The organism is Maritimibacter sp. UBA3975 (genome assembly GCF_002384975.1).
In the GTDB taxonomy this organism is placed as follows: Bacteria; Pseudomonadota; Alphaproteobacteria; order Rhodobacterales; family Rhodobacteraceae; genus Maritimibacter.
Window position 1 is genome coordinate 314,497 of the sequence record NZ_DGCP01000017.1, and the last position, 20,541, is coordinate 335,037.

Here is a 20,541-nt window from a genome sequence, read left to right on the forward strand (position 1 = left end):
ATGAAAACAGAAAGTTGTGGTGCCCCCACACGGACTCGAACCGCGGACCTACTGATTACAAATCAGTTGCTCTACCAGCTGAGCTATAGGGGCACTCGGCGCGATTTAGACCGGGCAGCGGCTTCGATCAAGCCCATGCGCGCCTGTCAGTCGATTTCCTTTGGTTTTTTTGCCCAGTGGCCCGTCAAATCTTCGCGCTGCGCGGCGCCGGAGTGTTTACAACCTCCGGAGCCTATGCTCTGTTTGCGACATGTGCATGAGTTGGTGTCGCATTCGGGACAGATGAAAAAACCTGAACTGACGACCACACAGGGAGACAATCATGAAAACCAAGACACTCAGCGTGCTCGGCGCGCTTGGCCTTTCCGTAAGCTTCGCTGGAGCGGCGATGGCGCAGGAATGCGGCGACGTTTCGATCGCCGAAATGGACTGGGCTTCGGCCGAACTGATGGCCAATGTCGATGCCATCATCCTCGAGGAAGGTTATGGCTGTGACGTTTCGCTCATCCCGGGCGCGACGACAACGACCTTCGCCTCGATGAGCGAGAAGGCAGAGCCGGACGTGGCGCCGGAACTCTGGATCAATGCGGTGCGGGACCCGCTCACCGCAGCCAAGGAAGAAGGCTCGCTCGTGGCCCTCAACGACGGCCCGATCACGGGTCTGGGAGAAGGCTGGTGGGTGACCCCTGCATTTGCCGAGGAATACCCGGAACTCGATACAGTCGAGAAGCTGCTCGAGCGTCCGGACCTGTTCCCCTATGCCGAAGACAAATCCAAAGGCGCCTTCATCGGCTGTCCGGCCGGCTGGGGCTGCCAACTCGTGAACGCCAACCTCTTCCGCGCTTTCGACATGGAAGAAAAAGGCTGGGTTCTTGTCGATCCCGGCTCGGCTGCCGGCCTGGACGGTTCGATGGCGAAAGCCGCCGACCGTGGCGAGAACTGGTTCGGCTACTACTGGTCGCCCACCTCGATGATCGGCAAGTACGACATGGTCATGCTGCCGTTCGAAGTCGAGTTCGCAGGACGTGAGAACTGGGACGGCTGCATCGCGCTGGCCGAACAGGACTGCCAGGATCCGCAGCCGACCGCCTGGACCGTGTCCGAGGTCGAGACGGTCGTGACCGACGACTTCATGGAGAAGGGCGGCGTCGCGGCGGATTACTTTGAATCGCGGGTCTTCCCCGGCGACATCATGAACCAGATGCTCGTATTCATGAACGAGAACCAGGCGACCGGCGAAGATGCCGCGTTCGAATTCCTCATCTCGCATGAGGACATCTGGACGTCCTGGGTGTCCGAAGACGTGGCAACCAAGGTCAAGGACGCACTTTGATCGCCGCCTGACGGTACAGAGGGCCCGCGTCGGACGCGGGCCCTTTTTCAATCCAACGATAACAACCGCCAAGGGACACAGGGATGGAATTTCTGACTGAATTCCCGTCATTGGGACGGGCCGACCTTTCAGCCATGCGCCGCTGGATCGACGGCAACTTCCGTGAATTCACGCGCGCCACCGGGGAAGCGCTGGAGGCATTCTTCAACCCTCTCCTGCAGTTCCTCGTCTGGTTCGAGGACCTGCTTCAGGCCACGCCGTGGCCAATCATCCTGCTGGTCATCGGCGGGCTGGCATGGCTGGGCGCACGGGACTGGAAGATCACGATCGGTTCGGTCTTTGCCTTCGTCCTCATCGGCTTTTTCGGGATGTGGGAGGATACGATGTCCACCCTCGCGATCATCTCGGTCGCCACGATCCTCTGTATCGCCATCGGCATCCCGATCGGTATCCTGATGTCGCGTTCGGACCGGATGCAGTCGATCATCACCCCGATCCTCGACGTAATGCAGACGATCCCGTCATTCGTCTACCTCATCCCCGTCGTCATGCTCCTGGGTATCGGCAAGGTGCCTGGCCTGATCGCCGTGTGCATCTATGCGATCCCGCCGATCGTGCGCCTGACGAACCTTGGCATCCGCCTCGTCGACAGCGACGTGATGGAGGCGGCCGATGCATTCGGCGCCTCTCCGCGTCAGAAACTGTTCGGCGTGCAAGTCCCTCTGGCGCTGCCCAACATCTTTGCGGGCGTGAATCAGACCATCATGATGGCCCTTTCGATGGTCGTTATCGCTTCGATGATCGGCGTTCAGGGCCTTGGTGTCCCAGTGCTGCGTGCGATCTCAAACCAGTACCTCGCGCTCGGCGTGATGAACGGCCTGGCTATCGTGGCACTGGCGATCATCTTCGACCGGGTCTCGCAGACCTACGGAAAACGGCTTCAGGCCTATCGCACGGGACACGGTAATGACTGAAGAAAACATCAAGGTTCAGATCAAGAACCTCTACAAGATCTTCGGCAACAAGCCCCAGAAAGTCCTGCCGCTGGTCAAGGATGGCATGGGTAAGCCAGAGCTTCTGGACAAGCACAATCATGTGCTTGGCATTCAGGACGTCTCCCTCGACATCCCGGAAAAGCGCATTCAGGTCATCATGGGCTTGTCGGGCTCGGGCAAATCCACCCTGATCCGCCATGTGAACCGGCTGATTGAACCGACCGCAGGGGAAATCCTCGTGGACGGCGAGGACGTGATGAAGATGTCCGAAGAACAGCTTCGCGACATCCGGCGCTTCAAAATGTCGATGGTGTTTCAGAAGTTCGGTCTCCTCCCCCACCGTCTCGTCGAGGAGAATGTCCAGTATGGCCTGACCATCCAAGGCGTCGACGAAAGCGAGGCCAAGAAACGCGCGCAGCACTGGATCGACCGCGTCGGACTGACCGGCTACGAACGGCACTACCCCGGCCAGCTTTCGGGCGGGATGCAACAGCGTGTCGGCCTGGCTCGCGCGCTCGCCCCTGATGCCGAGATCCTGCTGATGGATGAGGCCTTCTCGGCGCTCGACCCTCTGATCCGATACGACATGCAGTCGATCCTGCTCGAACTTCAGGATGAATTGCACAAGACGATCATCTTCATCACCCACGACCTCGACGAAGCGCTGAGACTGGGCGAAAATATCGCGATCCTTCGCGACGGCGCCCTCATTCAGGAGGGCGATGCGCAAGAGATCGTGCTGAAGCCGGCGGATGATTACATCGCGGACTTCACCAAAGACATCAACCGCGCCAAGGTGATCCGTCTTTATGGTCTCGCCTCCCCGGCCCCGGAAGGGTTCGACGGGACGGTCGTGGATGGCGAGATGGTGTTGTCCGAGGCCTTCCCGGTTATCAACGACGCGCCCAATCGCATCGTCGGCGTGACGGACGAGTCCGGCAAGATGATCGGCACCGTGGACCTCAATACACTGATCCACGCCCTGCACGCCTGACCGCATCTCCGCTTTCAGATGACGCGGTGAGAGGGTTCACCTACGAGGCAACGGAGAGGCATCGCCTCCCCCGCCGCGGCGTCCCGGCGCAGCCGGGGCGGCGCAACACCTAAGCGGGCACGAGCCCGTTCATTCCGGAACCGCTCAAGCCAGGAGGACGGCCCGCTCCTCTTCGCCGGCATCCCGGGTCGTGCTTGACAAGTCAGCCACGACGCAGAGCGACGCAACGGGGGCCCCTCGATCCATGCGGACCACGCAATCGGCGATCCGGATCGCGCCAAAGCCTGCCTCTTGCAGGATGTCCTCTATGTAATCACGCCCGTGAGCAAACCGTTGGCTCTCGCGCAGAGTCACACCTTCAGTGCCTTGCTCCACCGTGAAAGCGAACCTCCCGCCCGGTACGAGCATCCCGGCACACCACGCCACGACCCGTTCCAAGGCGCCAAGATAGGCGAAAACGTCGGCCGCGACGATCAGGTCGAAAGGAGCGCCCACGATTTCTAGCGCACCGATGTCACGCTTCCCGAGCCGATCGTAGAGGCCTTTCGCCTCCGCCTCCCCAAGCATCCCTGCCGACAAATCATATCCCTCCAGCCAGCGGCAGAATGGGCGCAGACGCTCGCCCAAGAGGCCCGTGCCGCAGCCAAGGTCGAGCGCACGGGCCGCGTTATGAAATCCGGCGGCATCAAGCGCCAACATGATCTCTTCCGGCCCGCAATATTCCAGCTTGCCGACCAGCGAAGATTCGAAGCGCGAAGCATACTGGTCGAAGAGCAGCTCCACGAAGGCCGGCGGCATCGTCTCGGACACCGGCACCGCGCGGGTGAGATCGCACCTCAGTCCCGCGCCGAAAGGGTCGGACGGGTCCAAGGCCTCGGCCCGTCGCCACATCTCCACGGCAACGTCTGTTTCGCCCACAAGGTCGTGGAACTCCCCGAGGCGGAACCACCCTGCGGCCCAGTCCGGCGACAGGTCCAGCGCAATTCCCAACACCTGTATCGCGGCGTCCATGTCGCCGAGATGCGCCATCGTCTCCGCATAGCCCGCCCGCCGGTCCGCGGTGGGATCGCCCGAGGGAAACAACATTCCCGTCATGATGTCACATCCAAAGGGCCCGCTCATTTGCCGGTTGGCTACGCGGCGGGCGACACGCTGCGCTCATCGGCGCATCGAAGCGCAGGTAGGCCTGCTCGTGGGCCCTGTCAATCGCCTAACGGTTCGCGCGGGCCATCAAGGCAACAGCCACCAGCCCCACGAGGATCACGAGAATTGCAGCCGGGGCCGCCTCCCCGATCTGTTCGAGCGAGGCTTTCTCGTAAACGCGAGTCGCGAGCGTGTTGTAGTTGAACGGACGCAACAGCAGCGTGGCGGGCAGTTCCTTCACGCAATCCACGAAGACGAGAAGCAGCGCGGTGCCCACCGACCCCCGGATAAGCGGCACATAAACCTCGCGAAGTGCCCCGCCCGCGCTCCGGCCCAATGAACGGGCCGCCATGGGCAGCGACGGAGATACGCGCCCCATCGCCGCATCCGCCGCGTTCTGTGCAATCGCGAAGAAGCGCACGCAATACGCATAGACCATGGCAACCGCGGTCCCGGTCAAAAGCAAACCGGGGTCGAACCCGGTCAGCGCCAGCACCGTATCTGCCAGTGTATTGTCGAGGGCAGCGAGGGGGATCAGGATGCCGACCGCGAGCACGGCGCCGGGAGCGGCATAACCAATGGTGGAAACTGGCAGGACTGTGCGTGGCAGCCGCGAGCCCGTCAGTCTGACGCCGTAGACAAGGAAGAGCGCCAGCACGACGGTCACGACGGCCGCGCTCCCCCCCACTGTCACGGTATGCCCAAGCGCACGCAGCAGCCCCGGCGCAAGCCAGCCCTCGGCATTGTTCACCGCGTGCCACATGAGCACACTGACCGGCAGAACGAAGCCAACCGCGAAGGGGATCGTGCACATCGTCGTGGCCAGCCACGCGCGCCAGCCGGAAAGTTGCATCGGCTCCACGGGTCGCTGTTGCCGCTCGAGACGGTAAAACCGGCTCTTAGAGCGGCTGACTTTCTCGACCGCGACAAGGATCAGTACGAGGCCCAGAATGACGAGCGCGATCTGTGCCGCACCGCCCGCGTTGCCCATCTCCAGCCACGTCGTGAAGATGCCTGTGGTAAGTGTCTGGACCGCGAAGAAGTCGACTGTTCCGAAGTCCGAGACGGTCTCCATCATCACGATGGCCGACCCCGCAGCGATGGCGGGCCGCACGAGCGGCAGGCCCACCTTCCAGAACCGTCCGAAAGGACCGGTGCCGAGCGCGCGCGCCACCTCGTAGACACCGCCCGACTGCTCGCGAAACCCCGTGCGGGTCAGGAGATACACATACGGTGACAGCGCCGCAGTCAGGACGACGATGGCGGCCCAGCGCGAACGGATTTCGGGGAACCAGTAGTCGCGCGCGCTCTCCCAGCCGAACAGCCCGCGCAAACCGGTCTGGACCGGGCCGGAATACTCCAGAAAATCCACGAGCGCATAGGCCCCGACATAGGCCGGAATGGCCAGCGGAAACAGCAACAGCCATTCCAGCCACCGTCGGCCCGGAAACCTGTACATGGAAATGAGCCACGCGGCGCCCGTGCCGACCGCCGCAGAAAGGAAAGCGACGGACAAGGCGAGGATCACGGTGTTCTTGAAGTACCGCGGGAGCGTGGTCGAAATCAGGTGCGGCCAGACGTTCTCGACAGGGTTCAGCGCCATCCACACGACGGCCAGGATCGGCCCCACCACGAGCAGCCCGATCAGGAGCGCCCCCGTGGACCAGGGGCCCGGACGTCGCAGTCGCCTTGGCGCCGCCATAACTTGACCATTTTGCTCAACCATACCTCGCCCCGCTTATCCCATTTCCGGTTTAACTGTCCAGATTTCCCGTTATAAGTTGCCCCAGGATCGAAAGGACGGCCCGCCTCATATGCAGATCGCATTTCATATCGGCGCCCATTGCACCGACGAGGACCAACTCGTCAAATCCCTCGTCAAGAATACCCAGGTTTTTACTGAGCAGGGCGTCGCGGTTCCCGGACCTTCGCGCTACCGCCAACTGCTGACCGACGTCTCGGTCAAGCTTGCTGGCAAGCCCGCTTCGTTGGAGACGCAGGACATGGTGCTCGAGCAGATTCTCGACGGCACCGACCCGGACCGGCTTGTCTTTTCTTTCGACAATTTCATCTCGGGTCCGCGCCGCGTGCTGGAAGACGGTATGCTTTACCCGGCAGCGCCTGAAAAGACCCGCGTCCTGCACAATCTCTTTCCCGATCACGACGTGGAGTTTTTCCTTTCCGTCCGCAATCCTGCGACGTTCGTCCCTGCCTTTCTCAAGAAGTATGCTGATCTCAATCGCGACGAGATCATGAGCAAGCTCAATCCGCAGGGCATGGTCTGGTCCGACGTGATCCGCGACATCCGTGAAGAGAACCCGGACTGCCCCGTCACGATCTGGTGCAACGAGGACACGCCCCTCATTTGGCCCGAGGTCATGCATGAGATCACGGCCATCGACATGCGGATCCTGTTCAAGGGCGGGCTCGACATTCTGGCCCAGATCATGAAGCGCGAAGGGGTGAAACGACTTCGCGCTTACATGGCCGAGAACCAGCCGACGAGCGAAATTCAGCGCCGCCGGGTCCTCTCGGCTTTTCTCGATAAATACGCCATCGACGACGCGGTCGAGGAGGAGATCACCCTGCCCGGCTGGACGAACGAACTTGTCGAAGAACTGTCGTCCTCCTACGACGACGACATGCTGGAACTGTCCCGCATTCCGGGCGTCACGATGATCACCGCCTGACCCAACGAAAAAGGCCGCCCCGACGGACGGCCCCGGTCGCGGATCGAAGCAAGTCTCAGGACATGCCGAGCGCGGACTTGTACATGTCGAGGACGGCCTCTTCCTCCGCGATATCATCCGGCTCACGCTTTCGCAGAGCGATGACCTTACGCATCACTTTCGTGTCGTAGCCGCGTGCCTTGGCCTCGGCCATGACCTCTTTCTGCTGGTCCGCGATGTCTTTTTTCTCCATCTCCAGGCGCTCGAACCGCTCGATGAACTGGCGCAGCTCGTCCGCCGTCACGCGGTAGCTGCTGGGGCTGCCCTGGCTGTCGTCAATCACGTCGTCCATCATGTCCTCATCGCTTGGCTGGAGCCTCTTGCTAGTCGCTCGCGCGAGGCCCATCAAGTCCCCTTCTCCCTTGCAGCAGATCCCCGCGCGCGCTAGAGGCCCGGCATGGAACTTCTGATCGTCATAGGCGCCGTCATCTCGGTCATCGGGCTCGTTGGCCTCGTCGTCAGCGCCCTGCGCGTTCTGCGGGCGAAACGGGCCGGACTGGCCGACGAAGACCTGCGCGAAACGGTGCGTCGCGCAATGGTTCTGAACTTCGGCGCTCTGATGCTCTCGGCCTTCGGTCTGATCATGGTCGTGGTGGGCGTCATCCTCGCCTGAGGCGTTCAGTCGGCGTTCATCGCTTCGAAGATTTTCCCGTATTTCACAAGATCGTCCCAGAGCGGCACTGGGGCCCAGAAGCTGTTCTCGCGCGACCATTCGGTGAGCATCTTGCGCACCGCAAGCGCGCCGACAAGATCTGCGGCAAGCATCGGCCCACCGCGCGCACGGGGGAAACCTGCCCCAAGCAGCATTGCGGCATCAACGTCGGAGGGCCGGGCCACGACCCGCGCCGCAACAAGGCGTGCCCCTTCGTTCGCCATGGCATAGAGACAGCGCGCAACGATCTCTTTCGCCCCGATCTCGCGCGCCTCGATGCCTTTCTCGGCGCGGAGCGCCCGGATCATCTGAAGGCCCTCCGGTGCGACACGCGCGCGCCGGTCCCCTTCTTCGTAGAGGTAAAAGCCCTGCCCGGATCGCTGACCGTACCACGCATTCTCAATCATCCTGAGCGGAATGGCCGAAGCACAGTCCTCGGCGCCAAGCCCCCAGACCGTATCGACCCCCGCAATATCCTGCGCCTGAAACGGCCCCTGGGGCATACCGTACTCGCGCATTGCCGCGTCCACGTCACCCGGCATTGCGCCACGTTCGAGGAGCAGCGCGGCTGCGGTGTAATAGGCCAAACGGAGGCGGTTGAAGACCAGCCCCGGACGCGCAGAGGTCAGCACCGGCCCCTTGCCCATTGCCCGCGCAAGGCGCAGGAGCGTCATCGTCGCCTGTGGCTCTGTCGCCCGCGCCGGGGCCACCTCGACGAGCCGGCTGCGCGCGCCGGTGCCCGCAAAGTGCATCGCCGCGAAACGGTCCGGGCGGGCGGAGGCCTGAGCCAGCGCCTCAACGTCGCATTCGGCGGTGGAACTTGCCAGCACCGCGTGACGCATGGCGACTTCTCCAACCCGACCGAGTACATGCGCCTTTCGCACACTATCTTCCGGCAGCGCGTCTATCACGACGTCTGCATCCGACAACGACCGGTAGTCGTCCGAGACGACAAGGCGGGACAAATAGGAATCGCGATCCTTGCCTGCAATCCGCCCCGCCTCCACCGCATCGGCATAGGCGCGTTCGATCCGGGCCCTCACACGGGAAATCGCGGTGTCGTCCTCAAGTGCGATAGTGACCGGTACACCCGCAGCAAGGCCTGACATGGCTACATCACGCGCCAGAGGGCCCGCTCCCACAACGCCTATGGCCGCAACCGTCTGCGCGGCGACCCCGGCAAGCGAGGGAAACCGGCCCGCGCGGCGTTCGGCGATAAAGGCGTGGCGTAGTCCGCGTGCGGTCTCGGAGTTCACGAGGTCTTCGTAGGCCACATGCTCCATGTCCAAGCCTGCCCCGAACGGAACGAGCAACGCCGCCTCGACGAGTTCCACGAGGCGGGCGGCGGCACTGACGTGGTCCTCCAGCATACGGCGACGCGCCTGAATAACATCCAGATACTGCGTCGCGTCGCGCAGCCCCTCTCGTCGGTCCCTTGTCGGGCGCGTCGGCGTACCATTCTCGCCCATGTTCCGGGCGGAGCCGAACGCGGCGCGCTCGAGGTTCTTTTGCACGACCTTGTCGACAAGCCCCGCGCTCTCTGCCCGCCGGGCGTCAATTGGCTTGCCGGATATCAACATGTCGAGCGCGATGCGCGCCCCCACCAACCGAGGAAGACGCTGCGTTCCTCCGGCATTGGGCACAAGACCCAGCGTCACTTCCGGAAAGCCAAACCGCGCATCAGGCAGCGCCATCCGGTAATGGCAAGCGAGCGCGAGTTCAAAACCACCGCCCAACGCCGTTCCGTGAATTGCCGCAATGACCGGCTTGGGCGACGTTTCGACCTTGTCGCAGAGCTCTGAAAGCGTGGGCTGGCCAGATTGAAGGGAAAATTCTCGCACGTCAGCGCCAGCCGGGAACGTGCGGCCCTCGGCCCTGATCACTACAGCGTTGACTTTGGGGTCATCAGCGGCGCGGACGATACCTTCGAAAAGTGCTGCGCGCACCGGCTGCACGAGCGCATTCACCGGCGGATTGTTAACCGTCAGGATCGCCACGCCATCGCGCAACTCCCAGCCTACCTTGTCCGATTTTGACCCTGCTGGTCCCGCGTTCATGCGGCGCTACCGCTTATTATTCAAAATGTTGAAACAAAATACGGCGCGGACGCACCCAATGCAATTATTCATTCCGACGCGGACGTCAGACGGGCATGTTCTCGAACTGATCCTCAAGATCGTCCTGGCGCAGCCAGTCGGCGTAGACGCGAAGTTGTGCGGGGAGGTCCATGTTGTTGTCTGCGTGGCCCGCGATGACCTGCCGAAGCCGGTCCTCCCACATGCGCCAGTTGACCGGGTCGGCTGAAATGTCATCCATCAACGCGTCAGCCGTCTTCACGAGTTCGCTTTTCATACTTTCCTCCCGTCACATGTGCCGCCGCGTGCCCGCGGCGGCTTGGGCTCCTACCCCGTTTTGGCCGCGCATTCCGCGCAGAAAGGGGTTTGTGGAACGACATCGAGCCGCGCGTCGGCGATCTCCGTTCCACACTGGACGCAATAGCCATATTCGCCCTCGTCCATACGGTCGAGTGCGGCCTTGATCTGCGCGATCTCGGCCTGTCCCGAAGCACCCATGCCTTCCAGCACTTCGTCTTCCTCGCGTTCAGTCGCCAGCTCTTCCCAGTCTATCGACTGGTGGCTGTCGAGCTCATCATCGATTTCGTGCAGCCGCGTGTCGAGTTCGGCGAGTCGTGCTTCGAGAATTGGGCGGTATTTTGCAGTCTTGGCCATGGCAGATTCCTGTTTTACAGGCGCATCCTGAACAGAAAACGTGGTGTTTGCCTTGATTGAGGTCAAGACAGGGAATCCCGGCCCCGCCTTTTGGCAGCTTAAAGGTCGGACAGATCGGCCAGGTCCGGAAGGTCGTCGGCAGCAATGAGATCGTCCAGGGCGCCAAGCTCATCAAGGCCGGTCAGGTCACCTGGTTCGGCCGTTCCACTCAGATCAGCGAAGTCTCCGTCCCCGTAGGTATCTGCAAGCGCCGGTTCAGGGAACGCGTCGGGCGAGGCGTTCAAGTCAGATAGCTGATCCGGCTCGAGAAGCGTAGCCGACGCACTGGGTTCGATAGTGTGAGATGAAGCCTCCGCTCCATCGGCCTTTTGCGCCGCACCTATACGGATCGCGCGGTTGCCATTCGCCATGCCGAGACGTCCGTGGCCGACTGTCCGGCCGTCGATATCCTCGATCGCCACACACCCAAGTGCCTCGCGGGGGATGGGAATGGCACTCCCGACCGCGAAGTCGGCCACCTCTGACAGAGTCAGTTCTACCCGGTGCAGCGTGCCCGTGAGGCATACGGCGCTTTCGGCCACGACCGCGCCCAACGCTTCCGTAAAACCTGCCGTGTCCCCGGCGCCTGATCGGCCCGCCACCGGCGCGGCCTCGTGCGGTAGGATCAGATCGAAGACCCCCTGTTTCGCGCCACGGCCCAGGTCGAGTGACAGGCGGAACCGACGATAGGGTATATCTTCGAGGGTCAGGGGGATCGCGCGCGGCTCAGATAGCGCAAGGGCGTAGCGATAGCCCGAGAGCGCCGGTGTCAACGCGAGGTCGGCATCTGCGGCGCGCTGTTCGAGAAGCTCCAGAACCCTGTCGATGAAGTCTGCGCACATCACCGCATCGGTTCGAGTAGGTGCGCGCGGTGTGGCGGCTCGTGGCACCACGCGTCCTGTGGTCTGCATCTCGATCAAGGCCCCCATCGTGTCCGGATCAAGCAGGACCAGCCCATAGCGCCCCTCCGGACCCTCGACCAGGGCCAGAAGCGTGGTCTCGTCCAACGCCTCGACCAGCGGAGCGAGTGTGGTGCGCGTCTCCTCCGCCTGCCCTGCGACGATAGACAACGCCACCACGTCCTCCCCTGCCTGCATGGCGGCGGCACGCAGGAGCTTGGCCGCCGTTGGCGTGCCAATCTCGGGCGGCGGGCGTCCGGCCCCCGCCTTGCGCTGCATCGCGCTGGGGCGTTCGTCAGTGCTCATGTCCTTGGCCACAGGCATAATTGTCCGAGACCGACCCTCGCAGAACAAGGTTTACAAAGCGTTGCGGCTAAAGCGGCAATGTCACGCGAAAGGCAGCGCCGCCCTGCCCCGGCAAGTATGTGATCCCGCCTCCGAGCTTGGACATGATCTCGCGGCAGATCGCGAGGCCGAGCCCGGCGCCTCCCGCCTTTTGCTGATCTGAGAGGCGCGAGAATTTCTCGAAAATCACCACCTGACTTTCCGGAGGGATGCCGGTGCCGTTGTCAACGAAGTCCACATGACGGCGTCCGCCCTGCTCCACCACCGAGATCGCGAGGCGCGGTTTGGCGGAATCACAGTACTTGCTCGCATTGGCAATCAGGTTGATGAACACCTGCGCGAGCCTGTCCGTATCGGTGCGAAGCGCGACGTCCTCGCGCGAGGGCGTGCGCTTGATTGAAAGCGGGCGACCGTCGCGTACCGTACTAGCCGCGGACACGGCACGGTCGAGAACGTCCGTCAAATTACCGCTCTGGACATTGAGCGTGACTTGCCCGGCCTCCAGCACCGACAGGTCGAGCAGGTCGTCGAGCAGTCGTGTAAGCCGGATCGCCTCGTCCTGAATGATCCCGGAATACTTGCGCGTATCCTCGACGGCCATCTCGCCTTCCTTGAGGATTTCCGAGAACGCGCGGATAGACGTCATTGGCGTGCGCAGCTCGTGGCTGATCTGGCTGAGGAACGCATCCTTTTGAATGGACAGCGAGGTGAGCTTTTCATTCGCTTCCTGCAACTGGCGGGCAGTGCGGGCCAATTCCTCGGACTTGGCCTCAAGCTGCGAGGAATACTCAAGGATCTGCTGCGTCTCATCCGCAACGGCCATGAGGTCATCCACGGACACCGCCGCCCCGCCGACGATCTGGCCGACCATAGCATGGGCTGTGGCCGCGCCCACCGAGCCTGACAGCTCCCGCTCCAGGATACGCAAGAAATCCGGTGTCGTATCCGGCAGGTAACCATCCTTGCCTTGCCGCGCGCTTTCCTCCTGAAACAGCGCCTGCGCCTGGCTTGCCCCCATGATCCGCTGGGCCATCACCAGTAGGTCCTCGCTCTCTGCATTGCCGCGCGTCCAGCCTTGGGCAGTGCGGGAATGTTCGAACACGTTGACGAATTGCGCGCCCTGAAGGCGTTCGATGGGACGCGGGAAGGAAAGAAGCGAGCCCAGGACGAAACACCCCGTGTTCAGCACCATCGACCAGAATATCGCGTGGACCACCGGGTCCATCCCCTCGACACCGAAGAACGCTTGCGGGCGCAACCAACCGATGCCCCAAGGCCCCTCTGCCAGCACACGCGCCGTCATCATGCCGGCATCTCCGAAGGACGGCAGGAACAGTGCGTAGGCCCAGACGGCAAATCCCACGGTAAGGCCCAGCGCGGCTCCCACCCGGGTCGCACCGCGCCAGAACAGTCCGCCGATCATCGAGGGCAGCACCTGCGCCACACCCGCAAAGGAAATCAGGCCGATACTTGCCAGCGCCTCGGACCCGCCGGAAAGGTGATAGTAGAGCCAGCCGAGACCCAGTACCCCGGCAATGGACATGCGCCGCGACAGGAGAACGACCTGCCGCACATCGCCCGACATCGCGGCCCCGCCTGAGCGGGCCGAAAGCCAGATGGGCATCACGATGTGGTTGGACACCATTGTCGAGAGCGCGATGGCCGCCACGATCACCATGGAGGTGGCCGAGGAAAAGCCACCGAGGAAGGTAAGCATCGCGAGCCCGCCTTGCTCGAAATGCAGAGGCACGGTGAGGACGAACAGGTCCGGGTTGCCATCAGGAAGAATCTCGAGCCCGACAACCGCGATCGGGACCACGAAAAGGCTCATGAGAAACATGTAGAACGGAAAGGCCCAACTCGCGGTGGCGAGTTGCTTTTCGTCCACGTTCTCCACCACGAGGACCTGGAACATGCGCGGCAAAGTGAGAAAGGCCGCCGCGGATAGGAAAATCATCGTTGCCCAGCGCGGTCCCTGAAGATCCCAACGGTCGATAGGCGACGCCTCGATCGTGCGGACAATGTCCGCCGGCCCGCCACTTACGCCCCAGACGACGAAGATACCTACAGCAAGGAGCGCGACCAACTTGACGACCGCCTCTACCGCGATGGCCGTAACGACCCCATGGTGGCGCTCATTCGCGTCCAGGTTTCGGGTGCCGAAAAGCACGGTAAAGGCCGCAAGGCCCACGGCAACCCAGAACGCGGTCGCCTCGGGGTCCGCCAGCCCTTCACCGCCCTGTTGGGCGAAGACCGAGAACGACAGGACGACGGACTGAAGCTGAAGCGCGATATAGGGCGTCGTGCCAATCACCGCGAGCAGGGTGACGAGCACGCCCAGCAGGTTCGATTTGCCATAGCGCGACGAAATCAGGTCGGCGATTGAGGTGATGCGTTGCGCCCGCCCGATCCGCACCAGCTTGCGAAGGACCCACCACCAGCCAACCATGACGAGCGTCGGACCGAGGTAGATCGTGACGAACTCAAGACCCGATCGTGCAGCGTAACCGACAGCCCCGTAAAAGGTCCACGCGGTGCAATAGATCGACAGGCTGAGCGTGTAGATAATCGGCGCGCGCAGCCAGCCGCCGTGGCCCGTGCGCGCCTGCCGGTCGCCCCAGAAGGCCACGAGGAACAGGAACCCCACATAGGCGAGGCTGACGAAGATCAGCAGGTTGAACCCGACCATGCCTCAGACCTCGTCCCCGCGCGAGCCGGGCTCAAGCGGATCGGCACCGACGCCGCCCGGGGCACGAGCCAGAGCCCGGATCATCAGCGCGGCACCGACGATGAGCAGGAACCAGGCAGCGAACAGGTACATTCCGGCATAGGCCGTCGCGCGCCCGGTGGTTTCCGCACCGAGGAGCGGGACGAGAAACAAAAGCGCGCCGAGGAAGGGCAACACCCGCAGCCCGTCGATGAGCCTGCGGCGACGATAGGTGTCACGGGCGAGGAAGGTGGTGGGACGGCGGGTCATTCGCGTCTCAGCCTCCGCCGGTGATCTCGCGCAGGACCGTCAGCACCTCGGCGTTCGAAAACGGCTTGGTCATGAACCGCGTGGCGCCGAGCCGGTCGGCCACTTCGCGGTCCTTCTTCTGTCCGCGGGCCGTGAGCATCAGCACGGGAATGTCCGCCGTGGCCGGATTCGCGCGCAGGTCCTGAAGAATGTCGTAACCCGAGCGGCCGGGTAACATCACGTCCAGCACGAGCGCGTCGGGCGCGTGGCGATGCACGGCGTCCATCGCGGTTTCACCATTTGCATGGGTTGCGACGGACCACCCATCCCTGCTGAGAATGAACGAGATCGCTTCGATAATGTTCGGTTCGTCCTCGATCAGCAGAACCTGTTTGCCCATTGTCTCCCCCGCTGGATCTCTTCCTCCCTCGAGACCCGTTTTTCGTTTATCGCCGCTGGGTTGCGCAGAGTCAAAAGAGTTCGCGGGCGGGTGCCGACCTCAGACACGCATCCCCAGGATGGAGGGCTCGCGCCGCGCCGCACAGGTCTCGCGCGGGCAGATGCGGCAGGAGGCCCCGACGGGAACGACGGGACGATCGGTTTCGTCGACCGGTTCGATCACCATCGTCGCCTCGTGAACAGGCGGCGCGTCGAAAGATGAGGCGGACCGCGGCACCGAAACGGCGCGACAGAGGAACAGACGCGGGTCCGTGCCGGGCATCTCGACCACCTGTTCGATCGGCTGCGCCGGCCGCGCGAGCGCCTGGTAAAGCGGCCAGAGCGGGCAGGCAGCCCCGAAGCGCGGCAAGGGGAAACCTTCGAGCGGCTTACGCAGTGTCACGGTTCCCGAGCCATCGCAGACCACAAGCCCACGCGGTGGAACCGCATCCTCAGCCGGCAAGCTCGCCATACGCCTGAGGACCGCATCGAGCCCGACCGCGAACCCATCCGCCACCCGCGCTGGGTCGTGACCCGTATTGGTCAGGGACGTTCGGAAGGCGTGGAGTGGCATGGCGCGGGCATCGGCCAGGTAGCGCACCAGCATCCGCCGCGCGAGGTCCCGGGCGCCCCGATCACGCAGGGTGCCAGCGCGCTCCAGCATCATGGCGATTTCGCCTTCACCTACCGCAGGCGACTCCAAAGGCGCGAAATGGTAACCCGCCTCCTCGACAAGCGCGGCGACGTCGTCAGCTGCCGAGACCTGCATCTCCCGCCGATCCGACCCCGCCTCGAGATACGTCACCAACCCCTCCGCTGAGGATGAGAGCCGCTGGCTTTCCTCACGCATGTTGCGCAGGAACCGGTTTTGCCAGTCCGGATCGATGTCATCCGTTTCGGCAAGGATCGCGGCGGTAGAGCGGATGGCAGTCACGGTCGAGATGACCTCGTGCAGGGAGGCGGCCAGATGCGGGTCATGCGTAAGGCGGTCCGACAGCGTCTCGACCACCCGCTCGAGATCCTCGATGCGCCGCGCTTGCGCAACCACCAGCTCCGCCCAGCCGGGAAAACGACCCGCGAAATCCTCTACCCGCTCGACCTCGGGCGTGGCGTCCGACGACCGGTCGGCCGCGTCGCGAAGGCCCGTGACAAGCGCCTGACCGGCCCCTTCGGAAAGCAGCGCGGCATCCGTATCCAATTCGAGCGCCAGATCCAGAAGCAACTTGCCTCCGATTCTGCGGCGGTTGTGTTCGATGAGATTGAGGTAAGCCGGCGAAACACCCACGGCGCGGGCGAGATCGGCCTGTCGCTGGCCCAGCGCAAGACGTCGTTCGCGGATACGGCTGCCGGTCAAGCGGGACTCTGGCATGGAAATTTTCCTTGGTTTTCCGGCGCTTTCTGCACCTGCGCGAAAATTTGTTTACAAACATAGCACGACGACAGTTCATTTGTTTACAAAAAAATTGTTACATCTGAGGCATTTGTTGCGAAATTTTCTCTCACGCCTCATTAATGTTTTCAGCCTGTAAAGGCACACGGCATGCGCGGGGAGGCCATGCCGTCATTTCCAAACGGGAGGATATTTATGTCCAAATCGAACTTCACCCGTCGTGGGCTTCTCAAGACGGGGGCCGTGACCGGCGCCGGTCTCGCGATGCCGACGATCTTTACCTCCGGCGCAATGGCGTTCACCAACGAGCCGACCGGCGACACCGTCACCTTCGGCTTCAATGTGCCGCAGACGGGCCCCTACGCCGACGAAGGTCTCGACGAGCTGCGCGCGCAGGAACTCGCCATCGAGCACATCAACGGCATGGGTGACGGCGGCATGCTGAACACCTTCTCGTCGAAGGCGCTCGGCGGTGACGGCATCATGGGCAAGAAAGCCGCCTTCGTCACCGGCGACACCCAGACCAAATCGGACGCGGCCCGTGCCTCGGCCAAATCGATGATCGAAAAAGACGGCGTCGTGATGATCAACGGCGGCTCGTCCTCGGGCGTGGCCGTGGCCGTTCAGGGCCTGTGCCAGGAAGCCGGCATCATCTTCATGGCGGGCCTCACGCACTCCAACGACACGACCGGCAAGGACCGCAAGGCCAACGGTTTCCGTCACTTCTTCAACGCCTACATGTCGGGCGCAGCGCTCGCTCCGGTGCTGAAGAACGCTTACGGCACCGACCGTCGCGCCTACCACCTGACCGCCGACTACACCTGGGGCTGGACCCAGCAGGAGTCGATCCAGTCCGCCACCGAGGCGCTCGGCTGGGAAACGGTCAACAACGTGATGACGCCGGTTGGCGCGGGCGACTTCTCGTCCTACATCACGCCGGTTCTGAACTCCGGCGCAGACGTGCTGATCCTGAACCACTACGGCGGCGACATGATCAACTCGCTGACACAGGCCGTTCAGTTCGGTCTGCGTGACGCGCAGGCCAACGGCAAGAACTTCGAGATCGTGGTTCCGCTTTACTCCGAACTGATGGCCGCCGGTGCTGGCGAGAACATCAAGGGCGTGTATGGCTCCATGAACTGGAACTGGCAGCTCACCGACCCGGGCACCCAGGCGTTCGTCAAGTCGTTCGGCGAAAAGTACGGCCGTCCGCCGTCCAACTCGGCGCACACCTGCTATGTGCAGACCCTGCTCTATGCAGACGCCGTGACCCGTGCGGGCTCGTTCAATCCCTGCGCCGTGGCCGAAGCCCTCGAAGGCTTCGAGTTCGACGGCATGGGCAACGGCCCGGTCCTGTACCGCGCCGAAGACCACCAGTGCTTCAAGGACGTGCTGGTCATGAAAGGCGCCGACAACCCGACGACCGAGTACGATACGCTCGAAATCGTCGAGCAGACGCCGGTCAGCCAGGTCACCTACGAGCCGAACCACCCGATGTTCGGTGGCGACGAAGCCTCGCTCGGCGAGTGCAACGACGGCGCGTAAGCTCCTTCGACTGACGTAGGGCGGGGTCATCCCCGCCCTACACCCGCGACGCAGGCAGTGGGCGAAAGACCCGCGCCGCGTTCGTTACACACACCACACATGCAGCTTCGGTGGGGACAATGGACGCCATTATTCTTCAAATTCTGAACGGGCTCGACAAGGGCTCGGCCTATGCGCTGATCGCGCTCGGGCTCACGCTCATTTTCGGCACACTCGGCGTCGTGAACTTCGCCCATGGGGCGCTGTTCATGATCGGCGCTTTCGTCGCGGTGACGCTCCAACGCGTCTTCAGCCTGTCCTATGATCAGGTGGACCCGACCAAGACCGACTTCCTCGGGAATCCGCTCGTCGTCCAGATCCCATATATCGAAAGCTGGTTTGGTCCCGAGGTCGGCCACTGGCTAATGGATTGGTCCGTGCCTCTCGCCATCATCGCGGCCATCCCGGTCATGCTGATCGTCGGCTTCGTCATGGAACGGGGCCTCATCAAGCATTTCTACAAGCGTCCGCATGCGGACCAGATCCTTGTCACCTTCGGCCTCGCCATCGTTCTGCAGGAGCTGGTTAAGTACTTCTTCGGTGCCAACCCGATCCAGACTGGCGCGCCCGACGCGTTCGCGGGCTCGATGGACTTCGGCGTCCTGCTCGGCTTCGACCCGAACGTCATCATCTATCCTTACTGGCGCCTCGTCTACTTCGGCTTCGCGGCCCTCGTGCTCGGCGGTGTCTTCGCCTTCCTGCAGTTCACCACCTTCGGGATGGTCGTGCGCGCCGGCATGGCGGACCGCGAGACGGTCGGGCTTCTCGGCATCAACATCGACCGGCGCTTCACGCTCATGTTCGGCCTCGCAGCCGCGGTGGCCGGCATGGCAGGGGTGATGTACACGCCAATCCTCGCGCCGAACTATCACATGGGCATGGACTTCCTCGTGCTGTCATTCGTGGTGGTCGTGGTCGGCGGCATGGGATCACTCCCGGGCGCTGTGGCCGCAGGCTTCCTGCTGGGCATCCTGCAAAGCTTCGCATCCATGAACGAAATCAAATCCCTCATCCCGGGGATCGACCAGGTCATCATCTACCTCGTCGCCATCCTCATTCTGCTCACCCGTCCGCGGGGCCTGCTAGGCCGTGCCGGCGTGATGGAGGACTAAGCCATGAAAATGCTCGGTCTGTCCCGCAAAGACACAACCTTCCTGCTGATCGTCATCGCGCTGACGCTGTTCACGCCGATCCTTCTGCAACCTTTCCCCGAGGGCTCCGGCCTCGCCACGTTCAACGCGGGCTATCCGGACCTGATGCAAAGGTTCGCGATCTTCGGGATTTTCGCCATCGGCTTCAACATTCTGTTCGGCCTCACCGGCTATCTCTCCTTCGGCCACGCGGCCTTCCTGGGGGTCGGGTCTTACTCGGTGGTCTGGATGTACAAGCTGCTAGGCTACAGCGTTGTCCCCGGCATCCTGCTCGCAGTCGTCGTCTCGGCGGTCTTCGCGCTGGTCATCGGTTTCATCTCGCTGCGCCGCTCGGGGATCTACTTCTCGATCCTCACGCTCGCCTTCGCGCAGATGAGCTACAACCTCGCCTACTCGGTGCTTACCCCGCTCACCAATGGTGAGACCGGCCTTCAGGTCTACACCAACGACCCGCAGGTCCTGATGGGCGAAAACAGCCCGACCTCGCCGCACTTCTTCGGCATCGTGATGAACGAGAGCTCGAAACTGAACGTCGGCGGGTGGGAGTTCACCTTCAACAACGGCTACTACTTCACGGCTATCGTCGCGATCCTCGTGTTCTACCTGTCGATGCGCATCTTCCGCTCGCCCTTCGGCCTGATGCTGCGCGCGATCAAGACGAACCAGACGCGGCTGAACTACACTGGCCTCAACTCTCGCCCCTACACGCTCGCGGCTTTCGTGATCTCGGGCATGTATGCCGGCCTCGCCGGTGCGCTTATGGCGTCGATGGACCCGCTGGCAGGCGCCGAGCGGATGCAGTGGACCGCCTCGGGCGAAGTCGTCCTGATGACCATCCTCGGCGGTGCCGGCACCCTCATGGGTCCGATCCTCGGCGCTGGCTTCATCAAGTATTTCGAGAACATCTTCTCGAAGATCAACGACAACATGCTGCACCAATGGTTCGCCTGGATGCCGGACGGGATCGAGAACTTCCTCATCGGTGTCAGCCACTTCTTCGTCGGCAAATCCTGGCACCTGACGCTCGGCCTGCTCTTCATGCTCGTCGTCATCTTCCTGCCCGGTGGCCTCGTCGAAGGCGGCCAGCGCATCGCCCGCCGCTTCCGCAGCCGCAAGTCCAAGGACGACGGTTCGGAAGCGCAGACCCAGCCCGCGGAATAAGGA

At 62.9% G+C, this 20,541-nt stretch carries 19 protein-coding genes and 1 tRNA gene; 8 read left to right on the top strand and 12 right to left on the bottom strand.

What is annotated here, in order from left to right:
- Positions 1–17 precede the first annotated feature (17 nt).
- A tRNA-Thr gene (locus B2585_RS18185) sits at positions 18–93 on the bottom strand.
- Positions 94–322: 229 nt separating this feature from the next.
- On the opposite strand from B2585_RS18185, the gene B2585_RS18190 reads away from it, so the two are divergent.
- The 3 genes from B2585_RS18190 to B2585_RS18200 all read left to right on the top strand — a co-directional run bounded on the left by B2585_RS18190 (position 323) and on the right by B2585_RS18200 (position 3,322).
- Positions 323–1,333 carry an ABC transporter substrate-binding protein gene (locus tag B2585_RS18190; protein ID WP_292025355.1) on the top strand — a complete coding sequence of 337 codons (1,011 nt, stop codon included), beginning with the start codon at positions 323–325 and terminating at the stop codon, positions 1,331–1,333.
- A gap of 83 nt (positions 1,334–1,416) precedes the next feature.
- Complete coding sequence (locus B2585_RS18195) at positions 1,417–2,307, top strand: ABC transporter permease (RefSeq protein WP_292025356.1); 891 nt, start codon at positions 1,417–1,419, stop codon at positions 2,305–2,307.
- Positions 2,300–3,322, top strand: coding sequence for a quaternary amine ABC transporter ATP-binding protein (locus B2585_RS18200; RefSeq protein ID WP_292025357.1), 1,023 nt, complete (start codon positions 2,300–2,302; stop codon positions 3,320–3,322). Before B2585_RS18195 ends, B2585_RS18200 begins: the two co-directional genes overlap by 8 nt.
- Before the next feature lie 144 nt (positions 3,323–3,466).
- Here B2585_RS18200 and B2585_RS18205 read toward each other — a convergent pair whose 3' ends face one another.
- Positions 3,467–4,417 (bottom strand): methyltransferase, encoded by a 951-nt coding sequence (locus B2585_RS18205; RefSeq protein WP_292025358.1) that lies wholly within the window; start codon positions 4,415–4,417, stop codon positions 3,467–3,469.
- Between the two features lie 115 nt (positions 4,418–4,532).
- On the bottom strand, positions 4,533–6,191 hold the full coding sequence (locus tag B2585_RS18210) for an ABC transporter permease (protein ID WP_292025359.1): 1,659 nt from the start codon (positions 6,189–6,191) through the stop codon (positions 4,533–4,535).
- Between the two features lie 88 nt (positions 6,192–6,279).
- Here B2585_RS18210 and B2585_RS18215 point away from each other — a divergent pair, with 88 nt between their 5' ends.
- Complete coding sequence (locus B2585_RS18215) at positions 6,280–7,155, top strand: hypothetical protein (protein ID WP_292025360.1); 876 nt, start codon at positions 6,280–6,282, stop codon at positions 7,153–7,155.
- Positions 7,156–7,210: 55 nt separating this feature from the next.
- Here B2585_RS18215 and B2585_RS18220 read toward each other — a convergent pair whose 3' ends face one another.
- Positions 7,211–7,486, bottom strand: coding sequence for a DUF2312 domain-containing protein (locus B2585_RS18220; protein WP_292025361.1), 276 nt, complete (start codon positions 7,484–7,486; stop codon positions 7,211–7,213).
- 105 nt (positions 7,487–7,591) lie between these two features.
- On the opposite strand from B2585_RS18220, the gene B2585_RS18225 reads away from it, so the two are divergent.
- Positions 7,592–7,807 carry a hypothetical protein gene (locus B2585_RS18225; protein WP_292025362.1) on the top strand — a complete coding sequence of 72 codons (216 nt, stop codon included), beginning with the start codon at positions 7,592–7,594 and terminating at the stop codon, positions 7,805–7,807.
- 5 nt (positions 7,808–7,812) lie between these two features.
- Here the strand turns inward: B2585_RS18225 and B2585_RS18230 are convergent, their stop codons facing one another.
- From B2585_RS18230 to B2585_RS18265, 8 genes are all read right to left on the bottom strand, one after another.
- Complete coding sequence (locus tag B2585_RS18230) at positions 7,813–9,903, bottom strand: enoyl-CoA hydratase-related protein (RefSeq protein ID WP_292025363.1); 2,091 nt, start codon at positions 9,901–9,903, stop codon at positions 7,813–7,815.
- An 85-nt stretch (positions 9,904–9,988) separates the two neighbouring features.
- Positions 9,989–10,198 (bottom strand): hypothetical protein, encoded by a 210-nt coding sequence (locus B2585_RS18235; protein WP_292025364.1) that lies wholly within the window; start codon positions 10,196–10,198, stop codon positions 9,989–9,991.
- A gap of 50 nt (positions 10,199–10,248) precedes the next feature.
- Complete coding sequence (locus B2585_RS18240; RefSeq protein WP_292025365.1) at positions 10,249–10,575, bottom strand: TraR/DksA family transcriptional regulator; 327 nt, start codon at positions 10,573–10,575, stop codon at positions 10,249–10,251.
- A 98-nt stretch (positions 10,576–10,673) separates the two neighbouring features.
- A complete protein-coding gene (locus tag B2585_RS18245; protein WP_292025366.1) occupies positions 10,674–11,819 on the bottom strand; it encodes a FliM/FliN family flagellar motor C-terminal domain-containing protein in 1,146 nt (381 codons plus the stop codon).
- 67 nt (positions 11,820–11,886) lie between these two features.
- Positions 11,887–14,547 (bottom strand): ATP-binding protein, encoded by a 2,661-nt coding sequence (locus tag B2585_RS18250; protein WP_292025367.1) that lies wholly within the window; start codon positions 14,545–14,547, stop codon positions 11,887–11,889.
- 3 nt (positions 14,548–14,550) lie between these two features.
- Positions 14,551–14,835, bottom strand: a complete 285-nt coding sequence (locus B2585_RS18255) for a hypothetical protein (RefSeq protein ID WP_292025368.1) — start codon at positions 14,833–14,835, stop codon at positions 14,551–14,553.
- 7 nt (positions 14,836–14,842) lie between these two features.
- On the bottom strand, positions 14,843–15,214 hold the full coding sequence (locus tag B2585_RS18260; protein ID WP_292025369.1) for a response regulator transcription factor: 372 nt from the start codon (positions 15,212–15,214) through the stop codon (positions 14,843–14,845).
- 99 nt (positions 15,215–15,313) lie between these two features.
- Positions 15,314–16,621 carry a short-chain fatty acyl-CoA regulator family protein gene (locus B2585_RS18265; RefSeq protein ID WP_292025370.1) on the bottom strand — a complete coding sequence of 436 codons (1,308 nt, stop codon included), beginning with the start codon at positions 16,619–16,621 and terminating at the stop codon, positions 15,314–15,316.
- A gap of 216 nt (positions 16,622–16,837) precedes the next feature.
- Between B2585_RS18265 and B2585_RS18270 the strand changes: the two genes are divergently transcribed.
- The 3 genes from B2585_RS18270 (at position 16,838) to B2585_RS18280 (ending at position 20,538) form a co-directional block, all read left to right on the top strand.
- Positions 16,838–18,187, top strand: coding sequence for a substrate-binding protein (locus B2585_RS18270; RefSeq protein ID WP_292025371.1), 1,350 nt, complete (start codon positions 16,838–16,840; stop codon positions 18,185–18,187).
- A gap of 119 nt (positions 18,188–18,306) precedes the next feature.
- On the top strand, positions 18,307–19,338 hold the full coding sequence (locus B2585_RS18275; RefSeq protein WP_292025372.1) for a branched-chain amino acid ABC transporter permease: 1,032 nt from the start codon (positions 18,307–18,309) through the stop codon (positions 19,336–19,338).
- 9 nt (positions 19,339–19,347) lie between these two features.
- On the top strand, positions 19,348–20,538 hold the full coding sequence (locus B2585_RS18280; RefSeq protein WP_292025663.1) for a branched-chain amino acid ABC transporter permease: 1,191 nt from the start codon (positions 19,348–19,350) through the stop codon (positions 20,536–20,538).
- Positions 20,539–20,541: the final 3 nt, after the last annotated feature.